This is a genomic window from Mesorhizobium sp. B2-6-2 (genome assembly GCF_006440615.1).
Taxonomy (GTDB): Bacteria; Pseudomonadota; Alphaproteobacteria; order Rhizobiales; family Rhizobiaceae; genus Mesorhizobium.
The window spans coordinates 434463-453221 of record NZ_VFUG01000003.1; the positions used below are offsets into that span (position 1 = coordinate 434463).

The 18759-nt window shown below is 64.5% G+C and carries 18 protein-coding genes; 11 read left to right on the forward strand and 7 right to left on the reverse strand.

Translation table 11 applies throughout. From position 1 onward, the window contains the following. The first annotated feature begins 118 nt into the window (after window positions 1-118). Entirely contained in the window at window positions 119-565 is a 447-nt protein-coding gene (locus tag FJ419_RS10170; RefSeq protein WP_140690527.1) for an iron-sulfur cluster assembly scaffold protein, read from the forward strand. Between the two features lie 9 nt (window positions 566-574). On the opposite strand, the gene FJ419_RS10175 is transcribed toward FJ419_RS10170, so the two are convergent. Continuing rightward, window positions 575-1480: a LysR substrate-binding domain-containing protein gene (locus tag FJ419_RS10175; RefSeq protein WP_140690532.1), complete on the reverse strand. Its 906-nt coding sequence runs from the start codon at window positions 1478-1480 to the stop codon at window positions 575-577. 94 nt (window positions 1481-1574) lie between these two features. On the opposite strand from FJ419_RS10175, the gene FJ419_RS30735 reads away from it, so the two are divergent. The 5 genes from FJ419_RS30735 (at window position 1575) to FJ419_RS10195 (ending at window position 6298) form a co-directional block, all read left to right on the forward strand. Next, a complete protein-coding gene (locus FJ419_RS30735) occupies window positions 1575-1730 on the forward strand; it encodes a hypothetical protein (protein WP_181170657.1) in 156 nt (51 codons plus the stop codon). Window positions 1731-1822: 92 nt separating this feature from the next. Then, complete coding sequence (yidD, locus tag FJ419_RS10180) at window positions 1823-2176, forward strand: membrane protein insertion efficiency factor YidD (RefSeq protein WP_140691106.1); 354 nt, start codon at window positions 1823-1825, stop codon at window positions 2174-2176. A gap of 145 nt (window positions 2177-2321) precedes the next feature. Further along, window positions 2322-3134, forward strand: coding sequence for a class D beta-lactamase (gene blaOXA, locus FJ419_RS10185; RefSeq protein ID WP_140690536.1), 813 nt, complete (start codon window positions 2322-2324; stop codon window positions 3132-3134). Between the two features lie 165 nt (window positions 3135-3299). After that, entirely contained in the window at window positions 3300-5273 is a 1974-nt protein-coding gene (thrS, locus tag FJ419_RS10190) for a threonine--tRNA ligase (RefSeq protein WP_140690539.1), read from the forward strand. 83 nt (window positions 5274-5356) lie between these two features. Continuing rightward, window positions 5357-6298, forward strand: coding sequence for a GNAT family N-acetyltransferase (locus FJ419_RS10195; protein ID WP_140690542.1), 942 nt, complete (start codon window positions 5357-5359; stop codon window positions 6296-6298). Window positions 6299-6307: 9 nt separating this feature from the next. Here the strand turns inward: FJ419_RS10195 and FJ419_RS10200 are convergent, their stop codons facing one another. Then, complete coding sequence (locus FJ419_RS10200; RefSeq protein WP_140690545.1) at window positions 6308-7273, reverse strand: hypothetical protein; 966 nt, start codon at window positions 7271-7273, stop codon at window positions 6308-6310. A gap of 162 nt (window positions 7274-7435) precedes the next feature. Between FJ419_RS10200 and FJ419_RS10205 the strand changes: the two genes are divergently transcribed. Together FJ419_RS10205 and FJ419_RS10210 are read left to right on the forward strand one after the other, a co-directional pair. Next, window positions 7436-8020 carry a nitroreductase gene (locus tag FJ419_RS10205; protein ID WP_140690548.1) on the forward strand — a complete coding sequence of 195 codons (585 nt, stop codon included), beginning with the start codon at window positions 7436-7438 and terminating at the stop codon, window positions 8018-8020. A 76-nt stretch (window positions 8021-8096) separates the two neighbouring features. Further along, window positions 8097-8771 (forward strand): isoprenylcysteine carboxylmethyltransferase family protein, encoded by a 675-nt coding sequence (locus FJ419_RS10210; protein WP_140690551.1) that lies wholly within the window; start codon window positions 8097-8099, stop codon window positions 8769-8771. 2 nt (window positions 8772-8773) lie between these two features. On the opposite strand, the gene FJ419_RS10215 is transcribed toward FJ419_RS10210, so the two are convergent. Then, window positions 8774-9655, reverse strand: coding sequence for a CoA ester lyase (locus tag FJ419_RS10215; protein WP_140690554.1), 882 nt, complete (start codon window positions 9653-9655; stop codon window positions 8774-8776). Next, complete coding sequence (locus FJ419_RS10220) at window positions 9655-10107, reverse strand: MaoC family dehydratase (protein WP_041011475.1); 453 nt, start codon at window positions 10105-10107, stop codon at window positions 9655-9657. The genes FJ419_RS10215 and FJ419_RS10220 overlap by 1 nt, the downstream gene beginning before the upstream one ends. Before the next feature lie 153 nt (window positions 10108-10260). Between FJ419_RS10220 and FJ419_RS10225 the strand changes: the two genes are divergently transcribed. Continuing rightward, a complete protein-coding gene (locus FJ419_RS10225; protein ID WP_140690557.1) occupies window positions 10261-11382 on the forward strand; it encodes a DUF2336 domain-containing protein in 1122 nt (373 codons plus the stop codon). Window positions 11383-11400: 18 nt separating this feature from the next. On the opposite strand, the gene FJ419_RS10230 is transcribed toward FJ419_RS10225, so the two are convergent. From FJ419_RS10230 to parE, 3 genes are all read right to left on the reverse strand, one after another. Next, on the reverse strand, window positions 11401-11838 hold the full coding sequence (locus tag FJ419_RS10230) for a VOC family protein (protein ID WP_140690560.1): 438 nt from the start codon (window positions 11836-11838) through the stop codon (window positions 11401-11403). 81 nt (window positions 11839-11919) lie between these two features. Further along, a complete protein-coding gene (locus FJ419_RS10235; RefSeq protein WP_140690563.1) occupies window positions 11920-14016 on the reverse strand; it encodes an FUSC family protein in 2097 nt (698 codons plus the stop codon). Between the two features lie 42 nt (window positions 14017-14058). Further along, on the reverse strand, window positions 14059-16113 hold the full coding sequence (parE, locus tag FJ419_RS10240; protein ID WP_140690566.1) for a DNA topoisomerase IV subunit B: 2055 nt from the start codon (window positions 16111-16113) through the stop codon (window positions 14059-14061). A gap of 254 nt (window positions 16114-16367) precedes the next feature. Between parE and cpaB the strand changes: the two genes are divergently transcribed. Next, the gene (cpaB, locus tag FJ419_RS10245; protein WP_140690569.1) at window positions 16368-17288 is read left to right on the forward strand and encodes a Flp pilus assembly protein CpaB; all 921 of its coding nucleotides are present in this window, start codon (window positions 16368-16370) and stop codon (window positions 17286-17288) included. Between the two features lie 100 nt (window positions 17289-17388). Beyond that, complete coding sequence (locus FJ419_RS10250) at window positions 17389-18756, forward strand: type II and III secretion system protein family protein (RefSeq protein WP_246679173.1); 1368 nt, start codon at window positions 17389-17391, stop codon at window positions 18754-18756. The last annotated feature ends 3 nt before the right edge of the window (window positions 18757-18759 follow it).

Consider the following 18759-nt stretch of genomic DNA (forward strand, 5'->3'; position numbering starts at 1 on the left):
GCTTTTTCGTCGCCTTGTCGATGCCCGACTGCGACCATTATATATGTTTCGAGCGGCGCGAAAGGAAGACGCGAGAGCGGCAAAGCCTGTTCGCTTGGCGGCGACGGATTGGAAAAATATGATAGACGACGTCTACAATGCGAAAATTCTCGGTTTCGCCGGGAATATAGGGCGGATCGGCCGGCTCGACGATGCCGACGCGACGGCCAGGGCGCATTCCAAATTGTGCGGCTCGACCGTCATCGTCGACCTCAAGATGGACGGTGACGTGGTGACCGATTTCGCCCATGACGTGAAGGCCTGCGCGCTTGGCCAGGCCTCGTCCTCGATCATGGCCCAGCATGTGGTCGGCGCCAGCGCCGACGAATTGCGCGCCGTGCGCGAAACCATGCTGAAGATGCTGAAGGAGAACGGCGCGCCGCCGGAAGGCCGTTTCGCCGACCTCAAATATCTGGAACCGGTGCGCGACTACAAGGCACGCCATGCCTCGACCATGCTGACCTTCGACGCCGTGGTCGACGCGATCGGCCAGATCGAGAAGAAGCGCGCCGAACAGGCGGCTTGAGCGCAGCGGTCAGGCCGCTCCCCTGGTCACGGCGAACTCGCTTCGGATCCAGTCGGCGAACGCTCTGGCAGGTTCCGGCAGATTCCGCAGGCTCCTGGCCACCAGCCAGTAGGCGCCGGAAGCCACATCGATATCGAATGGCTTGATCAAAGTGCCTGACGCAAGGTCCTCGCCGATCTGCAAAAGATCGCCGAGCGCCACGCCATGGCCAAGCAGGGCAGCCTGTTTCGAAAGCGAAACATCGGCCAGCATCGGGCCACGCGCGGGCACTGCGTCGGCGGGCACGCCGGCGGCCTGGAACCAGCGCGCCCAACCTTGGCGGTTTTCCTCATGCAGCAGTGTGTAATGGCGAAGGTCGATCGGCTTTTCCAGCGGAGGGCCGGAGGCGAGCAGCGCCGGCGACAGGACCGGTGAATCGACAGTCGAGGCCAGGCGCTCGGCCTCGCTACGCGGCCATGACGTGGCGTGAGCGCTAAAACGCAAGGCGAGCTCGGGCTGGTCGCTGCGGAACTCGATCGGCCGTGGATCGACTTCGAGCGACACGTCGATATCAGGCCGCAACTGGCGAAAGCGATTGAGCCGCGGCAGCAGCCATATGGCGGCAAGGGACGGTTCGACGCTGACGCGGACAATCGTCTGCGCCGGCGAGGCCGTGAGCTCCGAAAGCACGCGGTCGATGTCGTCGAAGCTTCTGACCAATTGGTCGAGCAGCCTTTGCCCCGCATCCGTCAGCTCGACGCGGCGATGGAGGCGCAGAAATAGCGGTCTGCCCAAAAAGCTCTCGAGCTCGCGGATCTGGCGGCTGATCGCGGCCTGCGAGACATGAAGCTCGTCGGCCGCCAGGCTGAAACTAAGGTGCCGGCCGGCAGATTCGAAACTCCTGAGCGCCGTCAGCGGCAGCCGGCCACGCTTCATGTCGCATAACCTCAGGTTATCCGACGCGGAAATTATACTCGTTTGAGGCGGAAGGCCAGCGGCAGTCTAATCGGTGCTCAAAAGGAGCACTGCCATGAACCAGTTCCTGGCCATTTTCAGCGACGTCATGCTGATCGCGACGTTTCAGTGGCGCGACAAGAGCCGGCACCCCGGCTGGTGCGAGGAAAGGCCCGGCAGTTCCACGCGCCATGCGCCAGTGGCCGACCGGCATCCCGTCCGTCGCGCATGAGGGGAAAGGGCGTTGCGTTCGAGATCGGAAGGACACATCTATCGCGTAGCAAAACAACCGCGGAGACGTGGGTGGGCGACCATCCCGGACATATGCATGGCGGCCGGCCAATCCAGCGCGGGCGCAATTGGCCGGGGCCTTGGCGCAAGACGCCCGGGCGCATCCTGGGCACCTCGCTCGTGCGCCTCTATCAACTGACGCTCTCAGGTTTCGTCGGCAACAGCTGCCGGCACCTGCCGACCTGTTCCGAATATACGCATGAGGCGATTGCCCGCCACGGCCTGTGGGCGGGCGGCTGGATGGGACTGTTCCGGGTGCTGCGATGCGGGCCGTTTGGTACGCATGGTATCGACCGCGTGCCGGAGGTGCTTTCCCCGCGCTATGTCTGGTTCATGCCCTGGCGCTACTGGCGGATCGGCAAAAGGCGCAGCGAGCCCGAAATCTGATTGCTTCGCCGTCCCGCGCGACGCGGATTTTAACGGTTCGGTAGGGTTAACGCGAAGCTGCACGAACACTGCGAGTTTGAGACAAAATCGAGACAAGCCGCCTCGCTAAGCCGCTCCCGCAATCTCATTCCGGAGTGACTTCGCCATGCGCCAGATGGACCGCTATCCTTTCATTTTCGCCATCGTCCTTTTCCTTTTGGCCTGGATGCTGGGCTTGCCGGTGCGGGCGCAATCGGCGCCGCTCGGCGACGTCCACTGCACGCTGATCCAGGACCAGCAAAGCGGCGCAACACTTTACCAGGACGGCGTCTGCGACCAGCGCGTCAGTCCGGCTTCTACCTTCAAGGTGCCCCTGGCGCTGATCGGCTACGATGCCGGCATCCTGAGCGACCAGCACACGCCGAGCTGGGACTACAAGCCCGAGTTCAAGGCGGCGAAGCGCGACCAGAAGACCGTCGATCCGACGATCTGGGAGCGCGATTCGATCGTCTGGTACTCGCGCGAGATCACGCGGCGTCTCGGTGCCGAGAAGTTCGCCGGCTACGTGTCGAAATTCGGCTACGGCAACAAGGACGTCTCGGGCGATGCCGGCAAGGACAACGGGCTGACGCAATCCTGGATCAATTCCTCGCTCGAGATATCGCCGTCCGAGCAGACGGCGTTCCTGCGCCAGCTGCTCGCCGGCAAGATGCCGGTGTCGGCGAAGGCGCATGAGATGACCAGGGCGATCCTGCCGACCTTCGCGGCAGGGGACTGGACGGTGCAAGGCAAGACCGGCAGCACCAGGCTCGGCCAGGACGGCAAGCGCTCGCTCGGCTGGTTCGTCGGCTGGGCCGAGAAGGACGGCAGTCGCATCGTCTTTGCAAGGCTGGTCGTCGATGCCAAGCGTACCGGAGAGCCGAAGGGTCTCGCGACGCGGGCGGCGTTCCTGAAGGATTTGCCCGACCTCATCAAATAGAACGGCCCATCAAATAGATGGCTGGCGGCTTTACGGCGGCGGAAACTCCTCATAAAAGACTGCCGCGCCGGACGCTTCCGGCTAACCCCCTGCAAGCCGCAACGCATCCTGCGACATGCATTTCACCACCCGCGCTCGTTTGCGGGACTGGATAGGAGAATCCTGATGCCGAATTCCGTTTCCCTGACATTTCCCGATGGTTCGGTCCGCGACTACGACGCGGCGCTGACCGGCGCCGGCTTTGCCGAATCGATCTCCAAGTCGCTGGCCAAGAAGGCTGTCGCCTATAGCCTCGACGGCACCGTCCGCGATCTTTCGGATCCGCTCGGCACGTCCGGCAAGGTCGAGATCATCACCCGCGAGGATCCGCGCGCGCTGGAGCTCATCCGCCATGATGCCGCGCATGTGCTGGCAGAGGCCGTGCAGGAGCTGTGGCCGGGAACGCAGGTGACGATCGGGCCGGTCATCGAGAACGGGTTCTATTACGACTTTGCCAGGAACGAGCCGTTCACGCCGGACGATTTTCCGGTGATCGAAAGGAAGATGCGCGAGATCATCGCGCGCAACAAGCCGTTCACCAAGGAAGTGTGGTCGCGCGAGAAGGCGAAGAAGGTCTTCGCCGAGAAGGGCGAGCGCTACAAGCTTGAACTGATCGACGCGATTCCGGAGGACCAGGACCTCAAAATCTACGCACAGGGCGAATGGTTCGACCTGTGCCGCGGTCCGCACATGGCCTCGACCGGGCAAATCGGCAATGCCTTCAAGCTCATGAAAGTGGCCGGCGCCTACTGGCGCGGTGACTCGAACAATCCGATGCTGACGCGCATCTACGGCACAGCCTTTGCCGACCAGGCGCAACTCGATGCCTACCAGACCCTGCTGGAAGAGGCCGAGAAGCGCGACCACCGCAAGCTCGGCCGCGAGATGGACCTGTTCCATTTCCAGGAAGAGGGACCGGGCGTGGTCTTCTGGCATGCCAAGGGCTGGAAGATGGTGCAGAACCTGATCAACTACATGCGCCGCCGCCTCGACGAGCACGGCTATCAGGAAGTCAACGCGCCGCAGGTGCTGGACAAGAGCCTGTGGGAGACGTCGGGACACTGGGGCTGGTATCGCGATGCGATGTTCAAGGTCACGGTCGCCGGCGACGACACCGACGACGACCGCGTCTTCGCGCTGAAGCCGATGAACTGTCCGGGCCATGTGCAGATCTTCAAGCATGGGTTGAAGTCATACCGCGAACTGCCCGTAAAGCTTGCGGAGTTCGGCAATGTGCATCGCTACGAGCCGTCGGGCGCGCTGCACGGGCTGATGCGCGTGCGCGGCTTCACGCAGGACGATGCGCATATCTTCTGCACCGAGGAGCAACTGGCGGCCGAATGCCTGCGCATCAACGACCTGATCCTGTCGACCTATGCCGATTTCGGCTTCGACGAGGTCAGCGTCAAGCTGTCGACGCGGCCGGACAAGCGCGTCGGCACCGACGAGGCCTGGGACCATGCCGAGGCGATCATGAGCAATGTGCTGGAGACGATCCGCACGCGCTCCGGCAACCGCATCAAGACCTCGATCAATCCGGGCGAGGGCGCGTTCTACGGGCCGAAGTTCGAATATGTGCTGAAGGACGCCATCGGCCGCGAATGGCAATGCGGCACCACGCAGGTCGACTTCAACCTGCCGGAGCGCTTCGGCGCCTTCTATATCGGCTCGGATTCGGAGAAGAAGCAGCCGGTGATGGTGCATCGCGCCGTCTGCGGCTCGATGGAGCGCTTCCTCGGCATCCTGATCGAGAACTATTCCGGCCATTTCCCGCTGTGGTTCGCGCCGCTGCAGGTGGTGGTGGCGACGATCACCTCGGATGCGGACGAGTACGCCTTGAATGTGGTCGAGCGGCTGAAGGCCGCGGGGCTGCTCGCCGAAGCCGACCTGCGCAACGAGAAGATCAACTACAAGGTGCGCGAGCATTCGCTCGCCAAGGTGCCGGTCATCCTTGTCTGCGGCAGGCGCGAGGCGGAAGAGGAAACCGTCAATGTCCGCCGGCTTGGCTCTCGCGACCAGGAATCGCTGAAGCTCGACGATGCGGTGAAGCAGCTTTCCGACGAGGCGGTCTCGCCCGACCGCAAGCGTCGCGCAGCCTGACTTACCAGCACTTCCTTGAACGGCGGTGGCGTGTCCACCGCCATTTTCATATGCCTGTCACGCCAGCCTTGTAACGAGCCGCCATGCTCAAGTTGAAACTGCGGGAAAGACGGTTTCCCGAGCTTTCCTACGCCAACCCGCATCAACCGGTGCTGACGCGCTGGTTCATCCATTCGGTCGAGGGCCTCTCGGGCCGCGACCGCTTCGCCGTGCTCTACGATTTCTGGCGCCGCCAGGTTGTGCCGACAGGCGACCGCGTATTCAGCCGCATGCTGGAATTGATCGACGTCGAGGTCCGCAACGCCGTGCAATGGCCGCCGCCAGCGCTGCCGGACACGCCGCTGGTCATTGTCGCAAACCATCCCTTCGGTATCGGCGACGGCATTGCGGTGCTGTCGCTGGTCGAGCAGCTCGGCCGCCCGTTCCGGGTCATGATCCACAAGGATCTGCTCAGGATCCGCGAGATGGAGCCCTATTCGCTGCCGATCGATTTTTCCGAGACCAAGGAAGCGTTGAAGAACAACATGGCGGTGCGCCATGAAGCGGTGCGGCTGTTGAAGGAAGGCGTCACCATCGTCGTGTTCCCGGCCGGCGGCGTCGCCACGGCGCCCAAAGGTTTCGGCAGCGCCATCGACCTGCCGTGGAAGATGTTCCCGGCCAAGCTCGTCCAGGACGCCAAGGCCTCGGTCATTCCGATGCATTTCTCCGGCCAGAATGGCCGCCTGTTCCATCTCGTCAGCGGCCCGATGAACATGGCCGAGCGCGACAATCGCGTGGCGAAGTTCATCGGCAAGGCGTCGCTGACGCTGCGCACCTCCTTGCTTATCCGCGAATTCGCCCGATTGTCGGGCAAGGCGATCGAGGTGCGCATCGGCGACGTGCTGAGATGGAGCGACCTCGAGCCGCTGCGCGACCGCAAGGTGCTGCTCGATCGCCTCTATCGCGCGGTCTTCGACCTGGCCACGCCTTCCGCGCAGCGCGGGCGCGTGCCGTTCCTGCCGAAGCGGATGCGCAAGGCGGCCTGATCAGGCCGATCAGTCCGCGCCTTCCTCGGGGTCGATGGCTGAGGATTCGTTGGCCACGACCTCGATTTCCTGGTTCTGGCCGGCAACGACCGTGAAATCCTTCTGGTAGATACGGTCGCGGTTCTTGGCGATGATGGTGTACTGGCCTTCGGCCAGCACCATCGAGGCGAAGGCGCCGACCGCTTCCTTGATCGGATCGCCGCTCTCGTTGAGCAGCGACCAGGAGGTATCGGCGATGGCCTCGCCGCCGGGCTCGCGCACCAGCTTCATCGTCATTTCGGCGGCGCGGTGCTCGACGGTTGCCTCCGTCAGCTTGCCGGCCTCGACGCGGATGTCGGAGCGGATCACGGCGTTGACCGCGCCATAGGTGGAGACGACATGGTAGGTGCCGGCGTTCAGCCGCACCACGGTGTTCGGCGCGACGTCGGGAGCGATCAGCGCCCGGTCGCCATTGGCCGCGGCCTGGCCTTCATAGATCGAGAAGCGCAATTTCTTCGGGGGGATGGGCGCGCCGCCCGATGTCACCGCGTCAAGCTTCAGGCCGCCGGCATCGAGCACAAGGCTTTCGCGCCTTGCCTCCTTGCCGACCGTGATGCGCTTGGTGGCGCCGGCGCGTCCGTAGGAGGCGTGCACCAGATAGCTGCCGGGGTCGAGCTGGAACACGGCTGTGCCGCCATGCGCGGACGCCACCATCGGCAGCTTGCCGTCACTGGCGGGCTGCGGCCTGAAGACCCGCCAGACGATGCCGCGAGTGATGTCGGCGCCCTTGTCAGTCAACTGCGCCGACAGCGTGACGGCGCCGCCGTTGCCGAGCGCCAGCGGCGTCCCGGCCTTCGGCGTTGCGTAGCTCGAAATGCCTGGAAGCTTGATGTCGCCGACATCGTTGGCGTTCTGGGCCAGCGCGAAGGAAATCGGCACCGCGAACAACGCAGCGACGAGTGCGATCACGAAAACGCGCAGGGTCCCCTCAAACATGCTTGCGTTGAAGCCCAAGGCGGTGGCAATTTCAAGGCCTAGAGGCACGCTGCCTTGCGCGGCGGCTTCTTATCCGGCGCAAAAACGCCACCGCCCGAGCCGCCCGACCTCCCGATGGCGTGCTTCAGCCCAAAATAGAATGTCTTCAGGAGACCTGCGCCCATGGCGTCGCCGATCATCGACTACCTGCTCACCCGCAATTCCGCGCCGATCCCCGACCTCAAGGAACCGGCGCCGAGCGACGCCGAGATCGCGACGATGATCGCAGCCGCCTCGCGCGTTCCCGACCACGGCCGGCTCGAGCCATGGCGGTTCATCCTTTATCGCGGCGAGGCGCGCATCGAGATCGGCAAGAAGCTGGCGGCGCTTGCCGAACAGCGCGAGGGACCGCTGCCGGAAGGCCGGCGCAACCAGGAACTGGCGCGCTTCTCGCGCGCGCCGCTGGTGATCGGCGTCGTGTCGGTGCCGAAGGAGAACCCGAAGATCCCGCAATGGGAGATGTTCCTGTCGGGCGGCATGGCGGCGATGAACCTAATGATCGCGGCGAACGCGCTGGGCTATGGCACCAACATGATCAGCAACTGGTATTCCGACGTTCCGGAGGGCAGGGCGATCCTCGGGCTGTCGCCGCAGGAGCGTGTCATCGGCTTCGTCCATATCGGCTCCTATCGGGGGCCGGCGCCGGAGCGGCCGCGGCCCGATCCGGCAAAGCTCTATGGCGATTACGCCGGTCCCTGGGCTGGTTAGGACCTTTTGCGGGTTTTCGGAGGAACGGCGGCAGCGGGCGGCCAATAGTGGTGGGGGACGTCACGGAAGGTTGGTCATGATCTCGAGATTGGTTTTCCAGACATTCGTATGGTTCGGCATCATGGGCGTGCTGCTGTTTCTGTCGGCCGGCACGCTGCACTGGACCGGAGCTTGGGTGTATGTGATCGTCATGGTTGGGCTGAGCCTTACCATGGGCGTCGCGCTCGCCCGGCGCGATCCAGGCCTGATGAATGAGCGCCTCCGTCCTCCGATCCAGAAGACGCAGACCGCGGCCGACAAGATATTGCTGAGCATATTGCTGCTCGGCATCTTCGCCTGGCTGGCTCTGATGGGGGTCGATATCCGTTTCGGCTGGTCTGCAGCTCCCGTGTGGGTGCAGGTGGTCGGCGTGCTGGTCCTGCTCGTCGGTATCTGGGTCTGCTATCTCACGATGCTGGAAAACAGCTTCGCGGCGCCTGTCGTAAAGATCCAGGACGAGCGTGGACAGAAGGTGATCACGACAGGCCCCTACAGTTATGTCCGCCATCCGATGTATGCCGGCGCCATACTTTATTTCGCCGGCACGGCGCTGCTGCTTGGTTCCTGGTGGGGACTGGCGTCGGTGCTTGTCTTCATCGTCCTGCTCGGCATCCGCACCTTCATCGAGGAAAAGACGTTGCGAACCGGCCTGCAGGGCTATGACGATTATGCCGCACGCGTGCGCTACAAGCTGATCCCGATGGTCTGGTAACCTCAGGCAAGGCTGCCCGCCGCTCGGGCGCGAGCCAGTAAACGTTCGGCCAGCCGCAGATGCGGCCGGTCGTACATCTTGCCGTCGATGCCGACGACGCCCGGATTTCCCGCGGCAGCGAAAGCGTCGACGATCGCCTGCGATCGCCCGACCGCTTCGGCGGACGGCGTGAAGGCGGCGTTGATGACCGGCACTTGCGCCGGGTGGATTGCCATCTTGCCGGTGAAGCCGTCCCGCTCGGCCTCGCGGCATTCCTTCCCAAGGGCGGCCATATCGCGGAAATCGGGAAAGACGGTGTCGATGGCGGCGACTTCGGCCGCGCCGGCCGCCAGAATGGTCATGGTGCGCGCCAGGCGAAACACGTCGGTATAGCGGCCGCTCTCGTCGCGGGTCGCGCGCGCGCCGATCGCCGCGGACAAGTCCTCCGCGCCCCAGGTCAGGCCGGCAAGCCGTGCGCTTGCGCCGGCATAGCTCGCCGCCGCCAGCACGCCCGCCGCGGTCTCGGTGATGATCGGCAGGATTCTTACGGCGCCGTCCGGCAGCCCGTTCTCGGCCTCGTGCACTCGCAGCTTTGCCGCCAGTTGCTGGACGTCCTGCCCGCTGTTCGACTTCGGCAGCATGATGCCGTCGGGCTTCGCCACGGCGAGCGCCGCGAGATCGGCGTCTGTCAGGCCGGTGGAAAGATCGTTGACCCGCACATAGATGGCCGAACCCGTCCGGTCTCTTTGACACGAGATGAACTCGGCCGCGGTCGCGCGCGCCGCCGCCTTGCTGCCGGCGGCAACGGAATCCTCGAGATCGACGATGACCACGTCGGCGCCGGCCTCGAATCCCTTTTCCAGCTTGCGCTCGGAATCGCCGGGCACGAACAGCAGCGAGCGCATCAGGCCGCCTTCCTCAGCATCATCGCCTGCCTGGTGCATTTGGCGACAAGAACGTCGTTCTGATTGTAGGCGCGGTGCTCGAACTCGACGATGCCGCGATCGGGTTTCGACTTGGAGTCGCGCACGGAGACAACCGTCGTCTCGACCCGGATGGTGTCGCCGTGAAAGACGGGGTGCGGGAACACCGTTTCCTTCATGCCGAGATTGGCGACCGTGGTGCCGACGGTGATGTCGTTCACCGAGATGCCGATCATCAGGCCGAGCGTGAACAGCGAATTCACTAGCGGCTTGCCCCATTCGGTTTTCGCGGCAAAGTCGAAATCGATGTGCAAGGGCTGGGGGTTCAGCGTCATCACCGAAAACAGCATGTTGTCGCTCTCGGTCACGGTCTTGCGCAGTGTGTGGCGGAAGACATGGCCGACGACAAACTCTTCCAGATAAAGCCCGGCCATGGTTCGATTTCCTCCGATGTCCTTGCTTGATAGGCGTTGCCTGCGCCCCCATCAAGCCGGTTAAGAAACATGGTGAACCGTTCGTAAACCATTTGCAGCCTACCGTTCACAACGGGGCCGGGACCTTTTCCGGCAAGGGCGCAGCTGGTCGGCATGGTTGTTTCGCATTTTCTAAAATGGATTGATACGGCAAGGGTTTCCGAGCGCGCCGCAGCCGCGAGCGCGCTGGCGCGCGCCTATATCAATTCCGATCTGCCGTTCGAGGATCGCTGTGCCGCCGAGGCGGCGCTGACGCTGCTTCTGGACGACGCTTCGTCCAAGGTGCGCCTGGCGCTTGCCGAGGCGCTGTCGATGAGCCATCACGCGCCGCTGCAGGTGATCAGCGCCTTGGCCGCCGACCAGCCGGAAGTGGCGGCACTGGTGCTCGCGCGTTCGCCGCTGCTTAGCGATGCCGATCTGGTCGAGCGCGTCGCCTGCGGCCAGAAGGCGACGCAGAAACTGATCGCCAACCGCCCGGTCGTCTCAATGTCGCTGGCGGCGGCGATCGCCGAGATCGCCGAGCCGGAAGCCTGCGCCGCGCTGATCGGCAACAGCGGCGCCGAGATCGCTTCGCTGAGCTTCCGCCGCATGGCCGAGCGGCACGGCCACCTGCCGCTGGTGCGCGAGGCGCTGATTGCCGATCGGCGCCTGCCGGCCGACTGCCGGCACATGCTGCTGGTCAAGCTCGGCGAGACCTTGAAAGGTTCGCCGCTGGTGCTGGCGATGATGGGTGCGGCGCGCGCCGATCGCATCATGCGCGACGCCTGCGTGAAAGCCTCGGTGACGCTGATCGAGGGAACGCGCATGGAGGAGCATGCCGCACTGATCGAGCATCTGCGGCTGCGCGGCGACCTCACCGCCGGTTTCATCATCCGCACCATCGCGCATGGCAAAGTCGACTTCTTCGGCTCGACGCTGGTGGCTTTAGCCCAACAGTCCGAGCAACGGGTGACCGCGCTTCTCGCCGGCGGACATGACGTTGCGCTGCAGGCGCTGTTCCGCAGCGCCGGGCTTGCACCGGCCACGCATGGCATCATCCTGAGGGCGCTGAAAGTCTGGCGCGAGGTGGCCAACGGCCGGCGTGTCGCCGGCGTGCAGGAAGTGAGCTGGCTGATGCTGAAGGAGCTCGGCGGCCAATCGGCCGAGGGCGATCTTGCCGGATTGGTGAAGTCGATCCATCTCGACGCGCTGCGCGAAAACGCTCGCGGACATGCGCTGGCCATCGCCGCGGCCTGAGCGGATCACAATCAGGTCTCAGCTGAGTTCCTGGGCGAGCCCGATGAGAAGCCCTTCAGGCCCACGGATGCAGCAAAGCCGATACGCGTCCTTATACCGGACGACTTCGCCGACGAGCTCAGCGCCGCGCTTGCGGAGCCTCTCCAGCGTGTCGTCGATGTCGTCCACGGCGAACATGACCCGGAGATAGCCCAATGCGTTCACCGGGGCATTGCGGTGATCCGCGATGACAGGCGGCCTAAGAAAGCGGGACAGCTCGAGCCGGCTGTGGCCGTCGGGCGTGCGCATCATGGCGATCTCGACATGCTGGTCGCCGAGCCCGGTGACACGCCCGGCCCACTCTCCTTCGATCGCGGCACGCCCTTCGAGTTCAAGGCCGAGCTCGCGAAAGAAATCAACCGTGCTGTCGAGGTCATCGACGACGATTCCGACATTGTCCATCCGCTTGAGCGCCATGTGTCCAACCTAAAAGGTGTCGACCAGTCCAGCAAGGACCTATTCTCGGAAAGGGCCCAAACCAGGCACGCCCCGAGCTGTTCAAGCGCGACCCTTCGCGAACAAATCCGGATAATCCTCCATCGCCGCGGCGATGATGCGCAGAGAGGCGGCGATCTGCAGCATTTCGAGCCGATCGCTGCGTTGGGCGATGCTGGCCGCATATTGTCTCGCCACCGCGACGATCGCGGTCTGCGGCTCGCCCGGTTGCCGAAACAGCAATTCGCGCGCCAGGCCGCGCAGGAAATTGCCGATGGACTCGACTGTTTCGAGCGGGACGGCGGAGTTTAGTTGCGCGTGGCGCAGCCGCAGCACTTCCAGTCCGACGGTGACGGCCGCGATGCTTCCGCCGAGAATGGGATCGCCCTTGCGGCCCGTCTGCTGCACCTGCGGCATCAACTGGTTGATCCGGTCATAGGCGAGGCTTTCGAAGGCCGAGCGCCGGGGGATGCGCTCATGCAGGCAAAGCCGCGCCAGGTCCTCGCGCATCGCCTGCGAGATGCGCTCTACGGTGGCCCAGGGATCGGCCGGCAGCACGACGATGAAGACGCCGATGGCAATCAGGATGCCGACCAGGATCGAGGCCGAGCCGGCGAAGAACGGCCCGGGATCGTAGATCATCTGCTGATGCGGGCTGAGGAAGGCGAGGAAGTTGATGGCGAAGGCGGTGGCGACGCCGACATGGCGCGGATTGGCCATGCCGAGCGCCGCGGGCACCAGGATCGGCACGACGAAGAGCGTGAACCAGCCGAAGCCGGGCAACGCCGGCAGCGCGACCTGGCCGACAAGGAAGGCAAAAGGCAGCGCGATCAGCGTGCCGGTGAAAAAACCCCAGGCGGACTGCACGGGATCCGGGCGCGATGCGAACAGGCTGGAGACGACGGCGACGAGGATGACGGTGCCGGCCGCTTCCGACCATCTGGTCGTCAGCCAAAAGATCGCCACGAGCAAGGTCGCCAGCGCGGCGCGCAGGGCGTTGCGCCATGCGGCCTCGTAATCGCGGTGGACGACCAGCGCCGGCTGGCCCCGCTCGCCCGATTTGCGGGAGGCGGGCGAGCGCAGCGCCTCCAGCCCGCGCATCACCTGCTTCAGCGCCTCGGCGAAATCGCCGGCGATGGTCAGGCGGGTGATGGTGCCGACCTTATCTTCGCCGGTATCGTTGGGGCCGGTATCGTTGGGCTGGGTCTCTGTGGGCAGGTCCGGCATCTCCCTGGCCTTGCTCGCGATCGCGTCAAGACGTGCCACCCATGGCCCTGTGTCATCGAGCGCGCCGGGCGTCGCCGCCAGTTCACCGACGAAGGCCTTCAATTCGCTGCGCATGGGAATGAGCGCCGCGTTCTTCGGCCTGCGGTGGCTGTGCAATGCGCGCGCCGCCGAAAGCGCCCACAGAAGCTGGCCGATCGTGCGCCGCACCGGGTGGGCGCGAGTGGCGAAGCTCGGCGCTTCCAGCCGCGCATAGGTGCGCATCTCGGCGAGCGTCTGGGCATCGGCGATCAGCTTGCGCTGGAGCGCGGCGAGGCTTGCCGGGTCGCCGCCGGAAAAAGCGCCGCCGGCATATTCGGCGAGGTCGAGAATACTGCGCTTCAACCTGGAAATGATAGCGTCGGCCGCGAGCTTTGGCAGGATCAACCGGCTGGTGACGCCGGCGCAGACGATGCCGAGCACGATCTCCGCGCAACGCGCGCCGGCGAGGTCGACGACAATATGCGGTTGTCCGAGGGCCGGCAGGCTGATGATCATCGCCGTATAGCCGGCAAGCGCGGCGCCATAGGCTTCCGGGTTGCGCAACAGCGACGAGACCAGCGTGCAGACGCCGATCCAGAGCGCCAGCACGCTCACCAACAGCCACGGATTGGCGCCGAACAGCGATGTGATGCCGACGGCCGCCAGACCGCCGGCCAGGGTGCCGAGCAGCCGATAGAAGCCCTTTGCCAGCACCATGCCGGCGACCGGCTGCGCGACGATGAACACCGTCATCATCGCCCATTGCGGATGATCGAGCTTCAGCGCATAGGCGGCAAGCAGCGCGACCAGTCCGGCCGAAACCGTGCGCAGGGCAAAAATCCAGTCCGAACGGGTCGGCTGCGTCAGACCGCTTAAGGGCGTCTCGACAAGCTCTTTCAACCGCGTCCAGGTCACACCGGTTCTCCGTGCCGGAGACTGTTATGGACCGGCAGGCGATCAGATATCCAGCACGTCCGCCTCGGCGAATTCGGCGCGCTCCTGGATGAAGCGGAAACGCGCCTCGGGCTTGGTGCCCATCAGCGCGTCGACGGCATCCTTGGTGGCCTGCTCGGCGTCGATCACGTCGACCCTCAAGAGCGTGCGTTTCCTGGGATCCATCGTGGTCTCCTTGAGCTGCGCCGCCATCATCTCGCCCAGGCCCTTGAAGCGGCCGATCTCGACCTTGCCGCGCCCGGTGAATTCGGTGCGCAGCAGTTCGTCCTTGTGCGCGTCGTCGCGGGCGTAGCCGACCTTGCCGCCTTGCCGGATCGAATAGAGCGGCGGCACGGCCATGTAGAGGTGGCCGCCGCGGATCAGGCTCGGCATCTCCTGATAGAAGAATGTGATCAGCAACGAAGCGATGTGCGCGCCGTCGACGTCGGCGTCGGTCATGATGATCACGCGGTCGTAGCGCAGATCCTCGTCGCGATATTTCGAACGCGTGCCGCAGCCGAGCGCCTGGATGAGATCGGAAATCTGCTGGTTGGCGGCAAGCTTGTCGTTGCCCGCGGAAGCGACGTTGAGGATCTTGCCGCGCAGCGGCAGCACTGCCTGGCTGGCGCGGTCGCGCGCCTGCTTGGCCGAGCCGCCGGCCGAGTCGCCCTCGACGATGAAGATCTCGGCGCCGGCGGCGGCGTTCTGCGTGCAGTCGGCAAGCTTGCCCGGAAGGCGCAGCTTGCGCACCGCGCTCTTGCGCGAGACTTCCTTTTCCTGGCGGCGCCGCACGCGTTCGTCGGCGCGCGCGATGACCCAGTCGAGGAGCTTCGAGGCTTCCTGCGGATTGTCGGCCAGCCAGTGGTCAAACGGGTCGCGAAGGGCATTCTCGACTATGCGCATCGCCTCGATCGTCGCCAGCCTGTCCTTGGTCTGGCCGACGAATTCCGGCTCGCGGATGAACACCGACAGCATGCCGGCGGCCGAGATCATCACGTCGTCGGTGGTGATGATCGAGGCGCGCTTGTTGCCGATGAGGTCGGCATAGGCGCGCAGTCCGCGCGTCAGCACGTTGCGGAAGCCCGCCTCATGCGTGCCGCCCTCGGGGGTCGGAATGGTGTTGCAATAGGAGTTGAGGAAACCGTCGCCGCCGAACCAGGTGACAGCCCATTCGAGCGAACCGTGGCCGCCCTGCTTGTCGCTTTTGCCGGCGAAGACCTCACGCGTGACCTGGAATTCGTCGCCGAGCGTCGCCTTGAGATAGTCCTTGAGGCCGCCGGGGAAATGGAACTCGGCCTTGGCCGGCGTCTGATTCTTGTCCTTGATCAGCGACGGATCGCAGGTCCAGCGGATCTCGACGCCCCCGAACAGATAGGCCTTCGAGCGCGTCATGCGGTAAAGGCGCGCCGGTTCGAAGGCGGCGCCCTTGCCGAAAATCTGCTCGTCGGGATGGAAACGGGTCTTCGTGCCGCGGCGGTTGTGGACCTCGCCGAGATGCTCCAATCCACTGACCGGGACGCCGCGCGAAAAACGCTGCCGGTAGAGCTGACGACCTCGCGCGACCTCGACCTCAAGATGGTCGGACAGCGCATTGACGACCGAGACGCCGACGCCGTGCAAGCCGCCGGAGGTCTCGTAGACCTTGGAGTCGAACTTGCCGCCCGAATGCAGCGTCGTCATGATGACTTCGAGCGCCGGCTTCTTGAATTTCGGATGCGGATCGACCGGGATGCCGCGGCCGTTGTCGGTGACGGTCAGGAAGCCGTCGGCGGAAAGCTCGACGTCGATGAAGGTGGCGTGGCCGGCCACCGCTTCGTCCATCGAATTGTCGATGACCTCGGCGAACAGGTGATGCATGGCCTTGTCGTCGGTGCCGCCGATATACATGCCCGGACGGCGCCGCACCGGCTCGAGCCCTTCCAGCACCTCGATATCGGCGGCGCTGTAGCCCTCGCTGCCGTCGCGGGTGGCGGTCGAACGCTTCGCGGCCTGCACCAGCGGATCGGCGGGCCGCGAGGGCGCGCGCACCGGCTGTGTCGGCTTTTCCATCTTGCCGAAGAGGTCGTTGCTGTCGTCCATGCTGGGCCTAGCGTCCGGTAATGCGAATCATTCCTCGATACTGCCACGCTTTTGGCGGGCGAACGAGTTCCTGTTCCGTTCAGGGATCAAACTGTCTCTTATTCCAAAACCATTCGATAACCAAGCCGGCCGAAATAGGGCGATCGGCGGGTCGTGGGATTCCTGATTCTTTAACATTAACGCCTAGCGTGAGACCCAACTAACAAAAGGCCACGGGCGTCAGGGGTTTCGTTGTGAGGGGCAGGGCCATAACCATGATCGGCATCGCCGCCGTTTTCGGCGCGATCTCGATCTTTGCGGCGGATTTCTGGGTCAAGAGCCAGGCAAAGGCCCAGGCCGAGGTCAAGGTCGTCTCCGTCACGGCGCCGCAGCAGCCCAAGGTCGAGTTCAAGACCATCGTGGTGGCGCAAGCGCCGTTGCGTTACGGCATGGAGCTCGCACGGCCGCAGCTCGCCGAGATCCCGTGGCCGCAGGATTCCCTGCCGCAAGGCGCTTTCCCGACGATCGACAAGCTGCTCGCGGACGGCGGCCGGGTCGTGCTGTCGCCGATCGAGGTCAACGAACCGGTGCTGCTCACCAAACTGTCGGGACCGAACGGCCGCGCGACCCTTTCCAACATGCTGTCGCCGGGAATGCGGGCCGTCACCGTCCGCACCGACGAGATCGCCGGTGTCGGTGGCTTCATCACGCCGGGAGACCGCGTCGATGTCGTGCTGACGCGCGATGCCGGGGATATCCAGGAAGTGTCCAAGAATGCTCAAGGGGCCGCCGGCTCGACCGTCACGTCCGAGGTCGTCGTTGCCGACGTCAAGGTGCTTTCGGTCGGGCAGGGCGCCGACGAACGCAAGACCGAGCCGCAAGTCGCCAATTCGGTAACCATCGAGGTGACCAACGAAGGGGCGCAGAAAGTGGCGCTTGCCCGCACCGTCGGCACGCTGTCGTTGTCGCTGCGGTCGGCCGCCGACGCAACTGCCAGCAATGGCGGGCTTACGACCATCTCGTCCTTCGGCGGCTCGGTTGCCGCAAATGCGCAGGCGAGCGCCGCCTCGCTCGTCAATGCGGTGACGAAGGACCAGGACGAGCCGAAATTCAAGACGGTGATCGTGACGCGCGGCGACAAGGTCGAGGAATACAAGGTTCCTTCGCGGCAACCGCCGCAGGAACTGCAGCAATAGCCGGTGGGGACCGGCGGGACGGGGCAAGATGTTCGGGTTTGATGCATTTCGGACGACCGGGGGATGGCGTCTTCTCGGCGTGATCGCGCTGGCGGCGGCAATGCTTGCCGTCGCCGCGCCGGCAAGGGCTGGCAATGACGTCGTCTATGTCTCGGCGAACAAGAACGCCTCGATCAAGGTCGCCAAGGGCAAGCCGAAGACGATCATGACGAGCGCCGCCTTCTACCAGATCGTCATCGGCGATCCGGAGATCGCCAACGTCAACCCGCTGACCGACAAATCCTTCTATGTGCTGGGCAACAACCTGGGCACCACCGGCATCGCCCTGTTCGACCAGAACAAGCAGCTTGTCGGCACCATCGACATCGAGGTGACGCTGGATACCGATCAGCTGGCCAGCACCATCCGCGCCAGCGTGCCCGACGCCAAGATCAAGGTCGGCTCGGCGAACGGGCGCGTCGTGCTGTCGGGCGAAGCGGACGATGCGGTCGCCGCCGACAAGGCCAGCAAGATTGCGTCGCGCTTCTCCGGCAATGAGGAAGTCATCAATTCGGTCAATATCTCGTCCTCGCAGCAGGTTCAGCTCAACGTCCGTTTCGTCGAGATCAACCGCCAGGCCGGCCAGGACCTCGGCGCCAAATACGCCGCCAATTTCGCCTATGGCATCGGCAACCGCAAAGTCGTGCTGAACCCGGATGGAGGAGACCTGACGGCTGCGGGAACAGGCGAGATCATCGGCAGCCTGCTGTCGAACGGCGTTTCCATCGACATTGCCATCAAGGCGCTGGAGGAACGCGGCCTGGCGCGACGGCTGGCGGAGCCGAACCTGATCGCGCGTTCGGGCCAGACGGCGAGCTTCCTTGCCGGCGGCGAGTTCCCGATCCCGGTTTCCGAAGACAATGGCAAGATCAGCGTCACCTACAAGAAGTACGGCGTCGGCCTCGATTTTACGCCGACGGTGCTGAAGGACGGGCTGGTCAGCCTCGACATCGCGCCGGAAGTGTCCTCGATCGACGCGTCTGCTTCCATCCAGGTCAGCAGCGGCATTTCCATCCCGGCCTTCATCGTGCGACGCGCAAGGACATCGGTCGACCTCAAGAACGGCCAGAGCTTCATGATCGCCGGCCTCCTGCAATCGCAGAACGACATCACGACATCGCGGGTGCCGGGGATCGGCAAGCTGCCGGTGCTCGGCCCGCTGTTTTCCTCGAAGTCCTATCAGCGGCGCGAAACCGATCTGGTGATCATCGTCACACCCTACCTGGTCAAGCCCGTCGATCCCTCGAAGAAGATGGTCGAGCCGACCGACGGCACCCAGCCGGCAAGTCCCGCCGACTATTTCCTGAACAACACCGAGGAAGTGAACGCCTCGGCGTCAAAGCGTCCGGTGGCGCTGGCAGACGGCAGCGCCGCCCGCCCGGTGGCTGCCGCCACGTCCGGCCACTTCCTCGATCTGCCAAAGGATTAAGGC